Annotated in this window: 3 protein-coding genes (1 of these 3 running past the window's edge); all 3 read right to left on the reverse strand. The window is 68.0% G+C overall.

What is annotated here, in order from left to right; translation table 11 throughout:
• Tightly spaced (each overlapping or abutting the next), the 3 genes in view from G6N61_RS00700 to G6N61_RS00710 form a layout consistent with a single transcriptional unit that may run on beyond the window.
• Positions 1-10,118: the 5' portion of a toxin glutamine deamidase domain-containing protein gene (locus tag G6N61_RS00700; RefSeq protein WP_163916029.1), read on the reverse strand. It extends 18,187 nt beyond the left edge of the window; the window shows 10,118 of its 28,305 coding nt (coding positions 1-10,118); it begins with the start codon at positions 10,116-10,118; the stop codon falls past the left edge of the window.
• Positions 10,115-10,687: a hypothetical protein gene (locus G6N61_RS00705; RefSeq protein WP_163916265.1), complete on the reverse strand. Its 573-nt coding sequence runs from the start codon at positions 10,685-10,687 to the stop codon at positions 10,115-10,117. The genes G6N61_RS00700 and G6N61_RS00705 overlap by 4 nt, the downstream gene beginning before the upstream one ends.
• Positions 10,684-21,105: a scabin-related ADP-ribosyltransferase gene (locus tag G6N61_RS00710; protein WP_163916267.1), complete on the reverse strand. Its 10,422-nt coding sequence runs from the start codon at positions 21,103-21,105 to the stop codon at positions 10,684-10,686. The genes G6N61_RS00705 and G6N61_RS00710 overlap by 4 nt, the downstream gene beginning before the upstream one ends.
• Positions 21,106-21,508 lie beyond the last annotated feature (403 nt).

Raw genomic sequence — 21,508 nt, forward strand, 5'->3', positions numbered from 1 at the left:
TCCAAGACGATCGCGATCGCCTTGGCTTGCGAACCCAGATCGAGCCACCGCTGCGCCGGGACCAACTGCTGCTCGGCCTGCATCACCTGTTCGACGGTGGCGTCGGAGCGAAGCGGAGTCTTGCGGACCTCGCTCACCAGCGCGTCGAGCTCCGCCTGGCTCGGCGACGGCGCACGCAACACCGGCACGTCCCGGTCGGCCATGGGCCCACCCAGAGTCCGATACAGCTCGTCCAACGCGGACTGCTGATCGTCATCGAACTTCTTGCCCAACAACCGGATGACACCGTATTCGGCGACGAATGCATACGGGTCCCGCGCCGCGAATTCACTGACCAGCCGAGCCACCTCAGCCGCTTCCTCGGTGAATGTCGTGCCCACCAGGTCTGCGAACCACTTTGGGTTGTGCTGATAGTGACTCACGTGGACGAGGTCGCGAAGCATCCTGACGAGGTGCGGCTGCTCCGTCGAGTCGGAGACCTCACGATATCTTTCGTCGTCGCTGGCACGCTGCGCCGCGGGCCTAGACGTCACGTCGAGGCCATGGGGTGGAAGGAATCTCGTGAACCCGGTGTCCGCCACGTCGAGGTACAGCCCGCCGTGAAGCTCGGACAAGTCGATCAGTTCCCCCTCGACGGTGGAAGGTTCGATCATCAAAGACCGAGGCACAAGGTTGACCGTTAGTCTCGCGGGAAGCCGATAGCCGGCACTCGACAATGCCGCCACAGCGTGCAGCAACAACTTTCGGCTTCGTGGCGCCAGCGGATCATCAGCCATGTGCCGGAACTGCACCCGCACACCGGACTCGACTTCCTCGGAAACCGCAACAACCCCGTCGTCTGGGTCGGCCGACGTGCCGCCGTCGGCGCGCGCCAGATAGCGGCGAAGCTCGGGCACCGCCTCGTCTACGAGTGGGTTGTGCGCCAAGACCTGGCGCACCGTCTCGTCGTCGATGCCCTCAGCCTTGACGCGGCTTGGCTCGTCGAATCGTTTCAGGCGGATCTCGCGGTCGCGTTCAGCCCCCGCCAGATACCGTTGCAACGCATCGTCTGACAACCCACCGTCACTCGATCGCGCCTCGGAGAGAAACTCATAAGCCGGGGCGTCGAGCCGCTGGGTCGGCAACGGACTGCGCCGGAGAAATTTCGCCAACGCACTCGGAACGTGCGAATACGTCGACCACCGATCTTCGGTGATCGACCCTATCGGCGAGGGCACCGGCGATGCCGGCGGCGGCGTGACCTCCCGAGCACCCTCGCGCCCCGTCTCCGCGCGCCCCGTCGGAGCATTACGCGCCCCCAACCCTGCCCCATCGGAGGCGTCGTCATCGCCGACCGCGGGTTCGTCGCGTCGATCGGCGACCACCGAGGTGGACCTCGCCGAACCGGGCTGCACGTCAAGGGACGTCAACGCACCGGTGCCGTCGAAATGATCGCGCCCGTTATAGGACACCGCGATCACAGGGCCGCCCTCGGGCCCGGCGATCCGCATCCCACCGAGGTCCACGTTGCGCAGCTGCGCACCCAACGCGTGAGCCACCAAACCGGGAAACATCTCCCCGTAGGCGGTGTTCCAACCGGCACTGGCCGACTGCCAGTTGTCGATCGCCTCGATCAGCGATCGGTGCTCCTCGGCGGTGAGTGGCCGCTCGGCGTTGCTGTCTGCGACAGCCGTGCGCAGGTCGTCGATATCGAGTTCGGCCAAACCCGGCAACAGTCCACGGCGCTGCAGATACTCGAACTGCTCACGCGTGCTCAGCACGGCGTCCACCCCGGACCCACCACTTCCCGCAGACGGCCCATTCTGGGCGTAGAGCCCGGCGATCATCGGTACGGGCAGCCAGTGCGGTTCTCGCACCGTGCTCACTCCGGCCTCTTCCAGCCGAGCCAACAGCGCCTCGTGATCGGCGTTGTCCAAGAACGTACGCAGCTGACCCATCTGGGACTCGCTGCGGCGGAACTGCGCGACCACATCATCGGGCAACCGATCACGGCCGGCCACCCACTGCCGCACCACATCCCGCAAGGCCACCGCCGCCCGACGCAACAGCGGCGACGCCTGCGGCGACCCGCCGACGGCTCGAGCACCCAGACGCGCCGGCCCCGACAACTGCGCCAGGATCGCCGCACGCTCAGCGCCCGCATCCGACCACACCTCCGACGGCAACAGCTGCGGCGGCGCGCTCACCAACACCGAATACAACAAACACCAACCATCAGCGGGCACCCGCACCCGCCCGTAATCCGCAAGATCCTCACCCACCACCGAATCCGCCGAATCGGCCAACCCGGTATCGGGCGCGGCGTCCGCGAGACCGTCTGTGCGCCCGCGCAACGGCATCTCCTCGGTCGGGACGGACGTCGGCGAGGCGCTCGGCACACGGGAGTACGTCGACGATGGATCGTCGGTGATCGGCGACGGCACGGGCAACGTCACCGGCGATACCGGTGGCGTGACCTCCCGAGCACCCTCGTGCCCGACGTCGGCGCGCCCCGCCGAGGCATCGCCCTCATCGGCCGGCTGCGACGTCACCGGCGGTCGAGGCACGCGGGGTGCATCCACACCCCCAACGGGCGTGGTATCACCGGCGATCTCCGACGGTGTGCGGCGATCGCCGGGCTGGGCGTCAGGACCGCCGTCGTCGTTGCGGTGTTGCTCGGCTACATCGGGCAGAACTGCACGCCCGTCCTGGAACCGGATCACCACCATTCGCCGGGCCGACGCGTTCGTCGGTTCGTCGGCGGAGCGGGCAACCCCGTCCGGGATCTCACGCGCCCGCGACTGCGCGCCGGCGAATTCCACGATCTCGGGGGAAAGCCCACGCTCGTCGAGGAGCTTGCGGACTTCCCTAGCCAGGGTGTCGCGGGTGATGTCGGCGCGCGTCAAACCGACACCCCGAGCCCGCGACCGCATGAACGGCCTGCCGTTCCCACCGCCCTCGACTCGAACGAGCAGAACGCGTCCGCCATCGGCGAACCGACGCTGCGCGTCGTCGGCCACCACGGCGGCCAGATCCCGGATCTGCCGTTCCTGTTCGAAATCCAACGACTTGGCTTCCTCGTCGAACCCGACGGCCGCGTCCCACGGCACGAGCTGCACGTCGATCCGCTCACTCGTCGGTGCCAGCAACCGCTTCAACACCGTTGTCCTGTGGGGGTTTTCGACAAGATAGTTGGTAATGGCGGTTCGCAGGGAGGCGATGTGGGTGTGATTCGGGTCGATCTCCATGGCCGTCAGGGCGTCGATGACCGCCCTACCCAGCGGATCACGATCCATCGCATCGACCACGGCGGCATCACGGTCGATGTCGCGCGCCGTGTCGACGATGTGATCGGCTGCCGCCTGCAGCATCCGCTGATCGCTGTAGGAGCCCACCACCGACCCCATCTCTTCCCCAGAACCCTCGCCGATACCACGTCCCCCACCGGGCGCACCACCATCCGCAACCACAGGCGCCGCGACCGGGACGGTCGACGTGCCGAGCGCGGCGGTACTCGCCGGGGCGGAAGCGCGATGGTCCGCACTCGTCTCGCCGCCCTCGGAGTCAGCGTCCTGGACGTGCGGTCGATCCGTGATGTGGTGGGCAAGGGCCAGCACGGCGAGCATCGTCGACCCGGTGCGATGCCGATCCGTCAACGCCGCGTACGCCTCTTTGACCTCGCCGCCGAGACTGCTCCCGCGGCCGGGCAGCATCCTCGCCAGCCTGTCGAGGATCTGCTCGGCGCGGCCGGGGTTCCGAACCGTGAAGGCGTCCCAAGCATGATCGGGCGATGAGCCGCCGGTGAGCGCATCGGCGATCAGCGCCGCCCGGTCCTCGACACGGCGTTGCCGGTCGAACACGGGCAGCCGCCGCTCGGCGTCCGCGATCGCCGCCGCACTGAACTCGACCGTTCCAGACCGCTGACGAACGGCGGCGACCAGCCTGTCCAACCGGTCCGCCGTCGGCGTCGGCGGCGACACCGGCCCGGCCCCAACCCCAAACTCCGCGAATTGATCGCCTTGGTCTGCGATCTCGCCGTCGAACCGTGCCATCTGGAGGGGTGTCCCGGCAGTGGTATCGCCTACCGGCCGCTCGACGGAGTCATCGGATTCGTGGTACTCGGACTGAGCGCCCACCAGCGGCTCCGCGCTCACCGCAGGCTCGTCGGCCAACCGAGCTTCAACGAGTAGAGCGCGGTCGGGCAGGAAACGCCACCGGTCGAACGGCTCCAACTTCGCTTCCAACTCGGCTGCCAGAGCCCGATCCCGGTCGTCCCAGCCCAGCGCCAGGACCAGTGCATCCAGGTGCTCATCGTCCAGGGGCGGGGCGACGAGCGGCCGCGAGCCCTCGGCGGGCATCGGGCCGCCGAAGGCTTCGTACATCGCGTGAACCGACGTCGCCGTCTCGGAATCGTATCGACGACCGAACAGTTGACCCATCCCGTACTCGGCGACGAACTCCCGCGGATTAGTCGCGGCATAGTCACTGACCTGACCCGCCGTCGACTTCGCCGCAGGCAAGAAGTCCGTCAATTCGGAATCTAGGTACTGACCTCCGCGGTGCTGGAAGTGCAGCCAGTGCATCAGCTCGTGGACCGTGTACCCGAGGGCAAAGTCCTCCATCGCGGAAGTTACTGACCCATCACCCTGCGGGGGATTGCCGACCTTCCGACGTGGGAAGACGAAGACGTGGTGCGGCGGCCAGAATTCGGCGATCAGGCCCTGCTGAGCACCGAGTTCCCTTATCTCGACGTCGAGTTTCGTCCGCCCGGCGTCATCGAGCACGCGTCGCCCCTCCTCGTCGAGGACGGGCCGCAGAGTGAGGGAGCGGACGTAGCGCGGCAGGTAGACGTCGAGGGTCTTGGGCAGCGCATAGCCTCCCTCGACCAACGCGGACAAGGCAGTCAACAGAGTCGTTTGACTTCTGCGTATCGAATCGTCGTGACCGCCCAGGTGCATTCTGACCTGCACACCGTCGTGGAGGACTGTCTCGACGATTGGTGGATCGTTGCGGTCTGTATGTGCACTATCGTCGGCACGATCGAGGTAAGACTCCACCTCCGGATACTTCCGCCGGAACTCGGCATCTGCCCGGAAGAGTGCAGCCAGTTCGACGTCGTCGAGATCGCCATCGACGGTGACTCCGGCAGTTGCAAAAATGGGGTGTAAGAACAAATTCATGTGCCGTTGCCCAGTCTTGGCATACTCTTTCCGGGCCGCCTGGGACACTGTGCCGTCAGGCGTACGAGCGAAGTCAATGAGCTCCACGGGGTACTCATACCCGGTGAGTTCTGCTGTCGTGAGCTGCTTCCGAACGATGAATTCGCGAAGGGCCGGGTCCAGGTCCTGGTAGGCGGTCGACACCCGGTGATCGTCCTCTTCGAGTGCGATTGCAATTGCCTTTGCCCGCGGCACGACATCGAGCCACCGCAGCGCGGGGGCCAGTGCCTCGTCGGCCTGCTTCACCTGCTCGGCGGTGACATCGGAACGCAGCGGGGTCTTGCGGACCTCGCCAACCAAGGCATCGAGTTGCTCGTCGGTCAGTGGCGGCGCAGGCAACGCCGGCACGTCGACGTCGGCGAGCGGCCCACCCAGTTTCTCGTACAGCCGATCCAGCTCGACTCGTCGAGAATCGTCGGTGTGTTGACCGAGCAACTTGATCACGCCGTATTCGGCGACGAAGGCATAGGGATCTCGGGCGGCGAACTTACCGACCTGCTTGGCCACCGTGGCGGCCTGCTCGGTGAACGTGGTCCCGAGCAGGTCCGCGAACACCTCCGGGCTGTGCTGGTAGTGACTCACGTGAATTAAGTCACCAAGCATCCCGACGAAGTCCGCGTCCATCATCGCCTCGGCTACACCACCATGCCACCCGTTGTCGCTGGCACGTTGCGCCGCCGGACTGGACGTCACGTCGAGGCCATTGGGGGGAAGGAACCCCGTGAACCCCGTGTCCGCAACGTCTTGGTACTGCCAGGCATGCGCCTCGGAGATCTCAAGCAGCTCGCCCTCGGCGGTGGAGGGCTCGATGTTAAACGACCGGGGCACCAGGTTGACCTCCAGCCTCGCGGGGAACGGATACCCCGCGCTGGACAATGCCGACAAAGCGCGCAGCAACGTTGCGCGACGTCGCGGGGCAGTCGGATCGTCGGCCAGCTGCCGAAACTGCACCCGCACCCCAGACTCGACGACCTCGGAGACCGTGACGACCGACCGGCCGTCTTGGTCGGTGGCCCCACCGCCGTCAGCGCGCGCCAGATGAGTGTGAAGCTCGGGCGCCACTTCACCGTAGAAGGGGTCCTGCTCCAACACCTGGCGCAATGCGTTGTCGTCGATGCCCTCGCTGATGACGTATCTCGCCTCGTCGAACCGTTTCAGGCGATGCGGTCGTTCGAGCTCCGCCCCCACCGAATATTGTTGCAGCGCAACGTCAGACAACCCGCCTTCACTCGAACGAGCGTGCCCCAGGAATTGGTAACCGGGAGTTTCGAGGTCCTGACTCGGCAGCGGGTTGCGCGTGAGGGTGTCAGACAGCGCAGTCGGTACGCGGGAGTAGGTCGACCACAGGTCACCCGAAGCGGTCGGCGGCACCGGACGCTCCAGCGAGGGCGACGCCGTAGGCGTGGACGTAGCCGATGGCGCTTGCGGATCGTCTGCGGAGCCAATCGCCTGAGGTGACTCTGCGTCGGGCTCGGAGCTCAACCCCGCCCGGCTCGTTCCCGAGGGCCCTGCCTCCAGCGTGGACTCCGGCACCACAGGACTGTGGGCGCCGAATTCGTGGTTCTCCGGCGCGTCGAGTAGCGCTTCGTGCGTGGAAACCGCCGCCGACGACCACATCTCCGGAGACACCACCCGCCCACCCGCATCCAGCACCACCGCCGACAACTCCACCCCCGCCGGAAACTCCCTCTCCAACCCCGCCTCATCCAACTCACCCTCAGCGAACACCCGACTCCCCGAACGCTGCGGATCCACCCACCACAACCCCTGCCCTGCAGTGGAATACAACGCCTGCACATGCCCCACCCGACCCCCACCACGGCTGAACATCACCACCGCCGACGAACCCGGCTCATCAGCCAGGGTCTGCTTCAACGCCGCCACATCACGAACCCGACCCCACTCGCCGTTGGCCAACACCCGCTTCCGGGCACCCGCCACCCCACCACGACCCACCACCGAGTCATCCACCGTGCCACCCCGCACACCCTCGGGATGCAACACACCGATCAACCACCCCGCCAACGACTCACACTGCACCTCGGACAACTCACCCCGACCATCCACAAACGCCGGCAACGAATCCGACGCCACCAACCCCTCCAACTCCGACACCGACAACGCACCCCGATGCGACGGCCCCAACCCCCACCGCACCCGCGCCCCACCCGCACGATCGAACACACCACCACGGCCCGACAACCGGGTAACGCCGTCATCCGCTGTCGCACTGCGTTCTTCACCACCACCGGACGACGGCTCCGTGGTCGCCGTGCTTCCGTCTGGTGCGGTGACGGTGATGATCGGGATGGGCGCGGTGGCGGTGTCCCCGGTGTGGGGCTGTGCGGGTTGTGGGGGCGGGGGCTGACCGGTGGTCGCGGCGGGCGGTGCTGCCGGCCGGTCGGTGGCGTCGAGTGTTGCGCGCAGGGTTCGGGCGTGGCCGGCTGTTCGTTGATGTTCGGCGAGGGTTTGGGAGCCGCGCTGGCCTGCGCGTTCGGCTTCGTTGTCCTCCTTGATGAGCAGGTATCCGGCGCGCATGCCTTCGCTGAGTTGTCGGGGCACGCTGTAGGGCGGCTTGACCTCTTTGTTGTTGTTCTTTTGTACGGCGCTCTTGTACTGGGTGGCCGCGCCGATGTAGGCGAACAAGCCCGAGACGACAGCAAGGGCCCCCGTCACGGGTCTGGGGGTGTGGGAGGAGCCGCCGAAGTGGGCCGTTATCCCGCGGGGAAGCAGCACCGATCCCGCTCCTCCGAACATCGCGCCGTGAAAGGTCTGGCTGGTGCGTTGGACGTGCTGCGCCTGTATCTCCGACGCCGTGTACTTGCTCCACGATTCGCGCCCAACCAAGTTCAGCCAGCGTTGCGGGCTACTGGCGGCGAGCATGGCCTCGGCGATGGGGTGGTCGGGGTCCAACTGGTCGAAGCGATGAGCCTTGAGCAGGTCGAGTTGGGCTTGTAAGGCGTCTTTCTGCGCATCGGCCACACTGGCGAGTTGGGACGTGAAGAGCTTGTGGACCACCTTGCCGATCGCTTCCGGCGGTGAGGAGAACAGTTTGCGGACCTGCTTGGGGTCGATGTCGTCCTCGGTGATCTCCTTCCCCTGCTCCCAGTGTTCGCGGCCCTCGTCGTTGAACAGATCGGCGTACATGATGTTCAGCCGGACCTTGAACTTGACCTTGCTGTACTCGTCGCGGGCAGCGGAGTAGTGACCAACCCCCTGCAGTATCAGATTGAGCGCGACAGCAGATCCATACAGCTGAGTCGACGTCAGAATCTGCGTGCGTAACCCCGTGGTGGCGGCCACCTGCGGCGACACCCCCGATAGGAGGCCCCACAGCGTGGACAAGGGGGACCGCAACACCCGCACCGGCAACTGGTTACTGGTGCCTTCCTTCTGTCGCTGCAGTCCGCCCTGAGTGGTGAGCAGCTGCTCTTGTTTGGTGTGCAGGTCAGCCCTGGCGTCGATGACGGCGGTGCTGAGCTGCCGCAGTAGCTCACGCTCTTCGATCGGCAAGGCCGACAAGTATTCCGTCCGCTGCGCCTCCGACATGGCCGCCAAGTGGCCGGTGTGCTTGTTGAACTCCGCCGCGGTGGCCGCGTAGTGCTGACTGGCCGCGTTGGCTTCCGCAGAGGCCTGCGACAACCGCGTCTCATAGTGGATCTTGGACTTGTCGACCTCGATGAACGGGCCGTTGCCCTTGGCGAGATGTTCGGACAGGGTGATCACCGACGTCTGAGCCATCGCGGCGGTGGGGATCGAGAACAATACTGCCGCCGCACTGGCTCCCAGCCCCGCGAACGAGCCGTACGCCGAACTGACGTAAGGGGCCACGACGTATTGCAGGAGGGTGCCTGGAAGCGTCGCGCCCGGATACACCAGACCGGACTTGTAGGTCGTTGCCTTGATCTTGTCGATGTCGGGTTGACTCAGCCCTGCAGCGTGCATGAAGAGGTCGACGTCGGCGTCGGTGAACGCCTCGGCCACCTCGGCGTGGCTGCTGGCCACCCGCCCTGACAGCTCGGCGCGCGGCCCGTAACGGCGCTTGTTGATCAGGCTGGCGACCGTGGCGCGGTCGATGCGGCGTTCACGCGACTCCTCGGCCACCTTGGCCATCCCGGCCAGATCGGAGGGGAATCGGGCGATCGACACCGGCTCTTGAGCACGAGCTTCCACATCCACACCGGTGTCGGGTTGCGGAAAGGCGCCGGGCACGACCGGGTCGGGCGAGACCGACGGATCCGGGGACGCGACCGCAACGGGGTTCGGCATCGACCCGCCCTGGTGCACGTGCTCGTCGCCGGCGGTGTCGACGGGTCGCGAAGGCCCCGAATCTGCGTCGACGCGCGTCGCGCGGCGCTCGACAACCGGATCGGAATCCACTGCAGCACTTCGACCCTCGTCGATCGACCCATCGCGGGGCGGGGTGCCCACCGGTGCGGCGTCGTCATCGCCGATGGACGTCAACGCACCGGTGCCGTCGAAATGATCGCGCCCGTTATAGGACACCGCGATCACAGGGCCGCCCTCGGGCCCGGCGATCCGCATCCCACCGAGGTCCACGTTGCGCAGCTGCGCACCCAACGCGTGAGCCACCAAACCGGGAAACATCTCCCCGTAGGCGGTGTTCCAACCGGCACTGGCCGACTGCCAGTTGTCGATCGCCTCGATCAGCGATCGGTGCTCCTCGGCGGTGAGTGGCCGCTCGGCGTTGCTGTCTGCGACAGCCGTGCGCAGGTCGTCGATATCGAGTTCGGCCAAACCCGGCAACAGTCCACGGCGCTGCAGATACTCGAACTGCTCACGCGTGCTCAGCACGGCGTCCACCCCGGACCCACCACTTCCCGCAGACGGCCCATTCTGGGCGTAGAGCCCGGCGATCATCGGTACGGGCAGCCAGTGCGGTTCTCGCACCGTGCTCACTCCGGCCTCTTCCAGCCGAGCCAACAGCGCCTCGTGATCGGCGTTGTCCAGAACGTACGCAGCTGACCCATCTGGGACTCGCTGCGGCGGAACTGCGCGACCACATCATCGGGCAACCGATCACGGCCGGCCACCCACTGCCGCACCACATCCCGCAAGGCCACCGCCGCCCGACGCAACAGCGGCGACGCCTGCGGCGACCCGCCGACGGCTCGAGCACCCAGACGCGCCGGCCCCGACAACTGCGCCAGGATCGCCGCACGCTCAGCGCCCGCATCCGACCACACCTCCGACGGCAACAGCTGCGGCGGCGCGCTCACCAACACCGAATACAACAAACACCAACCATCAGCGGGCACCCGCACCCGCCCGTAATCCGCAAGATCCTCACCCACCACCGAATCCGCCGAATCGGCCAACCCGGTATCGGGCGCGGCGTCCGCGAGACCGTCTGTGCGCCCGCGCAACGGCATCTCCTCGGTCGGGACGGACGTCGGCGAGGCGCTCGGCACACGGGAGTACGTCGACGATGGATCGTCGGTGATCGGCGACGGCACGGGCAACGTCACCGGCGATACCGGTGGCGTGACCTCCCGAGCACCCTCGTGCCCGACATCGGCGCGCCCCGCCGAAGCATCGCCCTCATCGGCCGGCGCGGGTTCGGGCGCGGCGTCCGCGGGGCGGTCTGTGTGCCCGGGCGACGGCATCCCCTCGATCGGGGCGGACGTGGGTGGGGTGGTCGACTGCGGCGGCTCTGTCGCCGCCCGCCGGCAACCTCGGGTGCGTCGCCGGAGGGTTGTCCTTCGACGGCATCCTCGCCAGCGCGCGGTGGGCGGTGGGTGTCGGCTTCCCGCGCAGTGTCGACCGGGTCACCGTGGTCGTCGATGTCGGTGTCCGCGCGCTCGTCGACCGACGCCGCTTCGGGCGTCGCCGGCGGATAGGGGATGGGAGGATAACCGGCCCCCTCGCCGGGGAGCACCGGATCATCGTGCTGGTCGGCACCAGCGCCGGGGTTCGCCGGTGGCGGGGATGCGTTGTCGTCGTCCCACGCCGAGCTCTCCGTCGGCAACGATGGCGAATCTCCTCCGGAACCTCGCGTGGCCGGGGTGGGCCCGAGCATGGCGTATGTGCCCTGGCCGCCGAATTCGTCGTGATTCGGTGGCCAGGCGGACACCCGCCCCGTCAGCCCGTCGATAACGCGCACGGTGTCACCGTCGTAGAACACGTTGAAGGCGCGAGTTGGCGTGCTACCCATTGCGATTGGAGCGTCTTGAGTGCAGTACATGACGACGTTGTGCGAGCCCGGTCCGTGCTTCTTGATAACACCCTCGATATCGTCGACGCCCTGGTGGATTTCGAACAGGTTCAGCTGCGATGCCCAGTCCGCCAAGGTCATTCGTGATGACAGCGGCGCAACACCGTCAAGGGTCTGGTCACCCGACAGCCAACCGAAGACCGTCAGTGCAACGACATCGGAACCATCACCGCCACGATCCGAATCACGATCGAGTCCCGCCGACACCCGGGCGGCGACGTCAGCAAGATCGGCCATCGACTTCGGAAGATCAGTCCGATCCGAGACGGGCCCGCCGCCAGACCGCGACTTCCACTTCTCGTCTTCCATCCGGACGTTCCGCGCCCCGGGATCGTAATGGGGATTCTCGATCTCGTCCTCATCGCGAACGTCGAATACATAGTCTCCGCGAGTCTGCCGAGCCGCGCTGATGATGTTCTCGCGCCGAATCCCACCCGGGAACGCAACCTCGTGCTCATGCGTATACCGGCTCAAGATGGCGTCGACGATGGGAAGAGTGTTGGCATCGACGCCAGTAAGGGTGGCGTTGACGTCGACGCCACCAGGCGCGTCGATGCGGTAACGATAGGTCGTGCCGCCGTCCTCGACGAAGTTGTCGAGCCTTTCGTGACGGGTGGTGGATACCAAACCACTCTCGCGTTGGGTGACGTGTGTGACGAGGTCCAGATCGTGCGAATAACTGGGAAGACCGGTTTCGAAAACACCATCGCGGCCGTGCGGAGGCCGCTCATCGAATCTGAACAACGCATTGCTGTCCGTACGAAACTGCGGTGGGATACCTCCGGGTGTCACGACCTGACCAGCATCCACGCTTGGATCGAGTTGAGACGTAGGTCTGTCGTCAGTGAAAGTCGGAGGATGCGGACTCGTCGTGCCGAGCTCCGCAGGGTCAGTCGGCTCACCCGAGAACATTGCATCGAGGCCGTCGGGGAGATTGCCGGCCAGCCCGTCCCACAGGTCCATGGGATCCTGCTCCCCTTGACCATCGTCGAGATGGTCGGTCGTTGAGAGGCCGCCGACCTGGGACCCCGACGCCGCTGCAGGCGTCCCGGCTCGCTCCGGTGTCAGTTGACCCGACGACGAGACCCCGGCACTCGAACTGCCGGCCTCCGAGCCGGCCGAGACCGGCCTGGCCCCCCCGCGCCCTCGAATCTTCGACTCCCCGAAGCGGATGACCCTCTCCAACGTCGCAGCCAAAGAGACGGCGTGTTCCTTGCGCTCCACCTCGGTCAGCGAACCGAAAGCCGCCTTGACGTTCTTCTTCACCGCCTCCGTACTACCGAACTCCGGACCCAAACTCGTAGTCACCAAGTCCATTACGTGCTCGGCTCGACCCGCCTCCAGCCCATTCCAGGCATCGAACGGAGACGACGAACCCACCAACGCACCCCCACCACCGACCACGTCATCGAGCACCGTGGGGTCGGGGTGATCGGTGGTTGCGCCGACCAGGCCGGGCTGGTGTGCAGGACTGCCGGCGGTCGCGGCGGCGGGAACCCCGGCGTTGGGCGGTGAGACGCTTTGGACGGCGTCGCGAATGGAGTCGTCTCCTGCAGCCGATGCAGCCGCCGCCCGGAGAGGGTCCGCGGGACCCCAATCCGCCTCAACCTGCTCTTCGTGCAATGCCAGAGCATGTTCGGCGCGGTCGAGCTCCTCCTGCGTCGCCTTCCTGTTGTCCCCGTCTGCCACCGATTCGCTGAGATCCCGATGGTGGCGCCGCAACGCCTCCAGCTGCTGGCGGGCCTGCTGCTCCTGCTCCCGCTCCGACATCGGCGCCTTGCCCCTGCCCCCCGACGACGCCGACCGCGCGGTCTGCCCACCAGGCTCCACCCACGGCCCGCGAGCCCCGGCACCCTGCTCGACGACGGAATCATTGCCCACCACCCGGGAGGGCCCGGCATCCGCCGAGTCCGAGCGATGCCCGTCGACCTCGCCGGGCGCACCGTGCCCCGCCTCGAGACTTGAGGTATCCGATCCGGCGGCTTGACCGGTGCCTCGGTTGGTTCGCGCACCACTGACACCGGACGTACGCACGACAGGATCGTGGTTCAGCACCTGGTGGTGGAGCATGTCGCGCAGCTCGGGGGTGTTCCCGGCCTCGCCCAGCCGCTCCTCGCCGGTCAGCTTTGTGGGGGCCGCCCGAACTTCGCCCGGCACGTCGTCCACCCCCGTGCCGTCCAGCAACTTCTCCACCGACCCCAACCCGGCCTCGCGATAGGTCTCCTGTTCGAGGATCGCCTCGCCCGGGCTCTCACTGAGGGGCACGTCATCAGAGCCCGCACCCACCGCATCACGCGACCCCGCCACGGCTGAGCCCGTCTCACCGGAGCCGATCCGGGGCCGGTCGGTGCCCGTCGACGCACCCGCACCGATGTCCGTCCCGATGTCGGTACCCGATGCAGTCACCGTGGCGCTAACAGTCGGCATCGACGCCGGCGTCGGCGTCTCCAGCCCCGTCAGCGCGGTGTAGAGCTCGTGGACTTCGGCGCCTCCGTCCCCGGCGAAAGTACGGCCCTGCAACAACGCCAGTTCGTACTCGACGATGAAGGCGATCGGACTCGTCGCGGCCTTGACGCTGACCCGCCGCGCCACCGGTTTCACGTCGTCGGCGAGCTCGGCGAACAGCAGGTCGACGTACGCCCCACCGGACCGGTGAAAGTGCATCCACTGCAACATCTGGGACATCACCACACCCAAACCGGGATTCTTCGTCACCGAGCCGGAGTCGCTGGAGGCGGGGTCCGTGGTGTCCAGCGCCACGCTGAATCCGCGCTCCTGCTCTCCGAACGGCGCGGGCGACACCACCAGCGGCAGGATGACCAGGGTTTGGGGTACGGCGAAGTACGCCGCCAACGCGGCGCCGAACCGGGTGTTGAGCGGTTCGGCGGTGACGTCCAACGCCGCCTGACCGGTCTCATCGACCGTGTCGGCGATCCTCAACCGCCGACCGTAGGGCACCAGGATCACCGTCAGCGTCGAGGGAAGCACGTACCCCGCGACGCGCAGCCAGCCCAACGCCTTCGAGACCAGCTCCCGACGGACATAGGCCGACCCGTCAGCCCCGACCGACACGAACGTCACCTTCACCCCGGATTCCCACCGGACCGTCCGCTCGGCCTCCGACGGTCCACCCCCGTGCGCGGTGTAGGTGAACAACTCCGGAAAACCGCGTCCATACCGCTCGGGAGCGCGTCGGAAGCGTTCGCGCACCTCCTCCTCGCTCACACCCGACAGCGATACCGCCTGCTCGCCCGAGGTGTGCATGGCCTCCTGCAGCAACGGGCGGTCCAAGGCCCTCGTCGCTTCGGTGAACTCCTTGACCGCCTCGGGCGCCAGTCCACCGTCGGGCAGACGACCGTGGGCCAGGAACCCCCACGAGGATCCGTCCAGCTCCACCGTCGACACCGCGGGTCGCACCAACCGCCTCGCCCAACCCGGGGTGGCGAGCCGCATGAAACGGCTTCGCCGCTCGGTGAGCGCTTTGGGGACCGGATCGACACTCCACCACACACGCACCTCACGACGGGCGCCCGGACCGCGAACCGACCCCGCATACGGCGACGCACTGGACCCGACCCCGCGATCGCGCACCTCATAGACGATCCTGTCCCGAACCCTCTTGGCCGACACACCTTTCAAGGCATCCCCGACCGCCCCCGCCAAGGCATCCCTGACCGCCTCCGCCCTGACCGAACCCGACGAGCTGCCGTTCCTCGAGCCACCCCCCTCGATGCTCACCCGTACACGATGACCAGCCCTGACCAGATCACTCAACGTCTTCGCCAGCTGCGACACCTCCCCGAGCTGATCGGTCGTCAGAGCACGAACCCTCTCGGCGAAGCCGTACGACACCCCCGCGCCGGCAGACCCCCCCTCCTCGACATCACCGCCCTCACTCAACCGCTGATACCCTGCGACCCGACGGCTCCCGCTGCCCTGCCCGACCTTCGCCTCCTTCCTGCCGGAGCCGAGCGTCTCGACGTGCAATCGCCCGGCCATCAGGAGATTGGCCATCATGTCGTGATGAGCCGTGGTGATGTCCTGCTCCCGCACCGGTGGATCCGGCAGCAACCCGAACGCGATCCGCAGGGACCCATTGGACACCCCCTGCAGCGCTTGGGGCAGCTTGCTGCGAACCGCGGCCAGTAGCTTCCTCGCGTGCACGTCGTCGCCACCGGGGAACACCGCCCGCCAGGCCCGCACCGCCCGCGCACGCAGCACCCCCAACGCCCGATCGGCCACCGTAGGTCCACCATCGACCAACCCGAACTCCTCGGCGTCGGCGTCGGCGTCGGCGTCGGCGTCCACCGCATCCCCGCCGAACCGCCCGGCCAACCACGGCGCCAACTCCTCCAGCACCGCCACCACCTCCCCGCGCTGGGCAACAGTCCAGTCCGCCACCGGCCCCGCCGGCCCCGTCCCACCCCAGTACGCGGGCACCTCCACCGGATCGACGCCGCGGTCGGCCTCCTGGAATCGGTTCCGACGCAGCCGGGTCCGCAACAATCGAGCCGCCTCCTCGCGACGCGCCGCCACCGCTGCAGCACGCACATGAGGATCTTGGGTCAGCACCTGATCGTCGAACTCGACCTCGCCGACGCTCCCCTCCCCACCCGAAGGCGACGGCAGTCCCTCGTCGTCGACGTGTCCGGCGGTCGCGGCGCCCGGCACCTCGGCCGCGGACCGCTGCTGCTCGACGCGCACATCGCCGCCGTCGACGTCGCTGTGCTGGTGGACCGCGCCGAGGTGAAGCGTTCCCTCACCGACGAGATGCTCGCCGGCGTCGACTCCCCCGACAGCCCGGGCCGATGCCCTCGACGAGTTCGTCCCCATCAGACCCTCGCCGCCATCGACGCCGTGGCCCGGATCGGCCGGATGGGACTGACCGCTGACCGGGCCGCCGGCATCCCGTTGCGGTCCGGTGCCACTCGTGACTGGCCCATCGTCGTTGCCGGAGATCGCATCCGGGTTCTGGTTCGTCGTCGGTGGTGGCCGGCGCTCCGGTACCGGTCGATCGCCACGGTCGAGGGTGTCGGTGGAGGTGGCGTGCGAGGGCGGGGCCCGCGGCGGCGGGCCTGTGCGGATCCCCATCCGCGCTGCGGCGTCGTCTTGGGACACCGGTACCGCATCACGCAACCCCTGCCGCGACTGAGCCCGACTCACCTCGGTGCCGGTCTGCACCGCGGTCCGGTACTGGATCACCGCGAGCTGCACCTGCGGATTGTGCGACAACCGGAACAGGTCGTCATCGGGAGACACGTAGAACTTCACACTGCCGCGGTCCCCACTGCGCGCCGCACGGTTCTCGGCCTGAACGTCGATGTCGGCGGACACCTCCGAATGCCCGGTCACCACCACGTGCAGACCGCCCAACGCCTTGGCCGCATCATCGAGGGGAATGTCCACCCCCCGCGCGCCCTGCATGTTGATCACCAACACCGCCCCCGGCGTGCCGGCTCGGGCGACCACCTCCTTGAACGCCTCGTCGCGATCCGCGCCCTGCTTGAGGAACCACTTCGCGTCGATGCTGACGTGGGCGACGTTGCGCTCGTCGAGCTGCGCGGAGAGCTGTTTGACCAGATCGTTGCGGTGAGTCAACACCAACTGCGGGCGCGCGGTGTCCCCCAACCCCTGCATCCGGGCGACGTCGTCGGCGATCGCAGTCAACTTCTCCTTCAGATTGGCGCTCACCCCCATCTCCTCGGTGGCCAACCCCGAGGCGTAGTACCGCGGAACATCGGCGATCTTCGAGGACAAACCCTGCTCGGCGAACACCTCGTTCTTCCCGTTGGCCGTCCCCGACGCGCCGACGACCTTCCCGTACTTCTGATACAGACCCCGTGCGGTCACCTTCTTGTCGCCATCGGAGTCATGGCGCACCGCCAGCCCGTGCTTGGCCTCCAACGCCTGGGCCAACCCGCCGTTCCACCGACTCTCCGAAGACGTCCGCGGGTCGTACAGCACCTGATGGGTGGCCTGATCGATGATGTAGAGCTTCCCGGTCTCGTCGTCGATCACGTAGTGCACGTCCTCGACGTACTCCCAATGGGCCGCCGCCGCCATCCCCAACGCATCCAACCGGGCCTCGACCTGCGCGGGCGCCAACTCCCCGCGCGGATCCAACAGCGCAGTCGCCTTGACGATCCCGGCCTCGGTCAACCGGGCGGGCCCACCCACGGTGTCGGGTTCGCGCCCGAAGTCCGCCTCGGTCAACTCCCCACTGCCGAGCTTGTCGGACAAGAACGTGCGCATCCCCCTGATCGGGTCGGCGACCACCGGTGCCGCGTCACCGGCGGTGCCCTCCGACAGGATGTAGTGCCCGTTGGAATACACCAACGCCTCGTCGATCTCGTCGATCTCGGCGTGAAACCCGAGCCCCTGCGCCCCACGCCCGCCCACCGACCCGTGCTTGAGCAACGTGAACGCCGCATCCTGACTGGTCCCCAGGTACACCGTGGGCTGCCCCGGCTTCGGCGGCGGTGGCGGATCATCGGAATTCAACCGGTGCACCGCGAACCCCAACGGCCCCAACACCGCCCGAAAATCCGGTTCCAACTGCTCGGCCAACACGTCGCGGGTGGTGTGCATGTGCACCGCCCCACCCTGCCCGGCCTTGGCCAACACCGCCGCCTCCAGCGCGTTGCTCATCAGGAACAGATACGACTTGCCCTCCCCGGCAGCCATGTTCACCACATCACCGCGCTCCAACGCACCGCCGGCCGACAGCTGCGTCCACCGCAACGCCACCCCCTTGGTCCGCCGCACCGCCTCATACAGCGCGGCCTTCATGTCATCGGACGTACCACCCAACAACTCCTTGAGCCCGTCGTCGCTCAGCTGCGTCAACCGCGCCGATTCGGGAAGCCGCGCATCCGAACGCCCGGCGATGTCGAACAACGTGCGCGCGGTGTCATGAGCCTGGTTCGCCCCCGCCAGCCACGCCTCATAACGGACCGGGTCCACCGGTGCCGCGGTTTCCTTCCACCCGCCCGACCCGTCCGGAAGCAACACCGCGGGCTGCGCCAACCGCTTCCCGTCGTCGTCCCTGATCCGACGGTAGGCGATCACCTCTGCGGTCTCGGTGTCGACCACCTTCTCGTTGTCAGGGCCCACAACGTCACCACGAGCCGTCTTGACCACCTGGACCTCACCCGGATGCTGCCGGGCCCGCGACCACGTCCCGTCCAGTCCGCGGTCACGACTGCTGCCGTCACCGAGCACGACGTGTTGCAACACGCCGTTGCCGTCGAACACCCCCCGAGCCCCGGCGGGAAGCTCGGCGAACCGATCACCCGAGCCGGGCCCCAGATCGATCCGACCACCCCGCCCAGCACGCAACCAACCCCCGGCATCCCGATGCCAGACCGTCCCCTCGGCGAACCGATCACCACCGCCCACACCACGACGCCCGACACCCCCACCACCGGCCCCCGACCCACCGACCACACCACCGGCCTGCGACCCACCGACCACACCACCGGCCTGCGACGACACACCCCCGGCGACCGGACCCCCCGCCAACCCGGCCACCACCCCACCCTCACCGCGCCCCACCGTCCGGGCCGTCCCGGCCTTCGCCGACGACCCCCCCTCGACGGCCTCACCATCCGACGCACCCGGAGACCCGGAACGAGTTGTCCGCGTAGCCGATTCACCCGAGGACCCGGAACCGGTCGTCCCCCCGACCGATTCACCCGAGGACCCCGACCGAATCGACGCACCCGAGGAACCGGAACGGGTCGTCCCCCCGACCGATTCACTCGAGGACCCCGACCGAATCGACGCCCCAGCCGACGAACCCGAGGCCGACGGCGGCGTCGACGGACCACCGGGCCCCGTCGTCGACGACGGAACAACCGACGCAGCCGGTGCAGAAGCCGCGGCCCCAGCCGCCTCCGACACCCCACCGGCGGTAACCCGCCCCGACCCCGAACCACCACCGACACCCCCCCCGGCACCACCACCGACCGGATCACCCCCGCGGACCGACCCCGACACCGCACCGGCCACCCCCGACGGAGACGACGCCTGCATCGGCGAACCCGACGCCCGCGTCGACGTGGCCGACGAAGAGGAAGCCGGCACAGCCCCGGTCGAGGATGACGGCGGCACAGCACCGGTCGAGGAGGACGGCGCGGTGGGCGGCGCAGCGATCGCGGCCCGGCCCGCATCGGGTACACCCCCACCAGCAGCCGACCCCGACACCGCACCGGCACCCGAACCGACCGACGGGGGCGCCGACCCCGACAAAGTCGGCTCCGAGATCACACCCACCGCGTTTCCGGTCCCCACTGCCGGACCACCGGGCCCCGCCACCCGATCACCACCGGAAACCACCGGACCAGACCCACCCGACACCCGAGCCGAACCCGACCCCGAAGCACCCCCCGAACCCGCACGCGAACCCGACGAACCCGAACCCGAGCCGACGTCGGTGGCCGGCGGTGTCGTCGACCCGGCACCCGCCGGCGTCTCCGCACCCGGAACCCCGCTCACAGCACCGCCACCCACCGCCGGCGACCCGGTGTCCCCCGCCACGCCGCCACCGGGGTCGGCACCGACGCCGCGGCCCGCACCGATGCCGTTGCCGGGGTCCGAGCCCGAGTCGGAGCCCGAACGGATATCGGGGCCCTTGCCCGCGGTCGGGCCGCCGCCGGTGGCCACCAGGACCGGGCCGGCCCCGACCGGAATGGGGTCGGGGTCGGGGTCACCGAACTCCGAGACCGAGTCGGCCACCGAGACCCCGTCGGCATCGAACAGCGAATCCACCACCGACTCCGCATCCGAATCCGTGCCGGAATCCGAATCCGCGGCCGAGTCGGAGCCGGAGCCGGTGCCCGGCGGCGGCACCGCGACCGGATCACCACCCCCGACACCGGGCACCACCGGGTCACCGCCCGGCCCGCCATCGGGCCCGACGCCCGGGGCGGCGGCGGCGTTCACCTCCACATCCCCCACCGACACCGGCGGCGGGGTGTGCCCACCGGCCCCCGGAATCGCCCCCGTCACCACCCCCGTGCCCGCACCCCCCAACACCGACACCGCCGACAGATCCTGACCACCCGACCCCGTCACACCCCCCACCACACCCACCCCGTAATCGGTGAACACCCCCTTCAGAACATGCCCGCCCTTACTCGAGGGATCCCCCACCAGATGACGCAACGGCCCGTGCGCCACCCCACCACCCGCACCACCACCGGCCCCCTGCCCCCCCGCGGTGAAGATCTGCCGCACCGACAAACCACCATGCCCCTCGGCGGCCATGATCCCCTCCACCACCAACTCCTGCGCCAACGCGAACCCCGTCTCCTGAGCCACCTCCACCCCCACCCGACGCGCCAACGCCTTCACCCCCACCACCGACACCGCCTCGGCCAACGCCGCCGCCAACCGCCGCGCCGCCGCCACCGCGATCTGACGCACCACCGCCACCGTCACCGCCTCGATCACCGGAATCCACGACAACGACCCCCCGAACGTCCAATCCGCCATCAACAACGCGTACTGAATCTCCAACAACGCCTCACCCAACGTCACCAGGATCTGCAACTTCGTCGACTCGATCACCACCCCCGCCGAGAACAACACATCCCCCAACCCCGACACCGCCCCCGACAACCCCTCCAACGACGCCTCCCCCGCGAACATCCGCCCGAACTGCCCATCCACTCACCCCGAAACCCTCCCGCGCCCCACCACCCACCCCGGCCCCCCACCGCGGCCACCATCACACTCACACCCACCACCACCGGGCAACCACACCACCACCACACCCACACCACGACCCACCACCACCACGGAGACGCCCCCGACGCCAACCGACCACACCTCTCCCGAACACCCCACAACCGCCGACCAAGCTACCAATTCACCCCACACCCCCCACACCACATGCACACAACGAACACCACCACACCAAAACCCGAATACACCCCGGCCCCACCCACAACCATTCCCGAATGACTGTCACTCGACCGCCCTCAACAGCCAAGTGTTGACGCGGGATCACACGATCCCTCCGGAATTGCGGGACTACAGAACACGTCCCGATGCGGACATCACACACGCAGAA

This window comes from Mycolicibacterium arabiense (assembly GCF_010731815.2).
Taxonomy (GTDB): Bacteria; Actinomycetota; Actinomycetes; order Mycobacteriales; family Mycobacteriaceae; genus Mycobacterium; species Mycobacterium arabiense.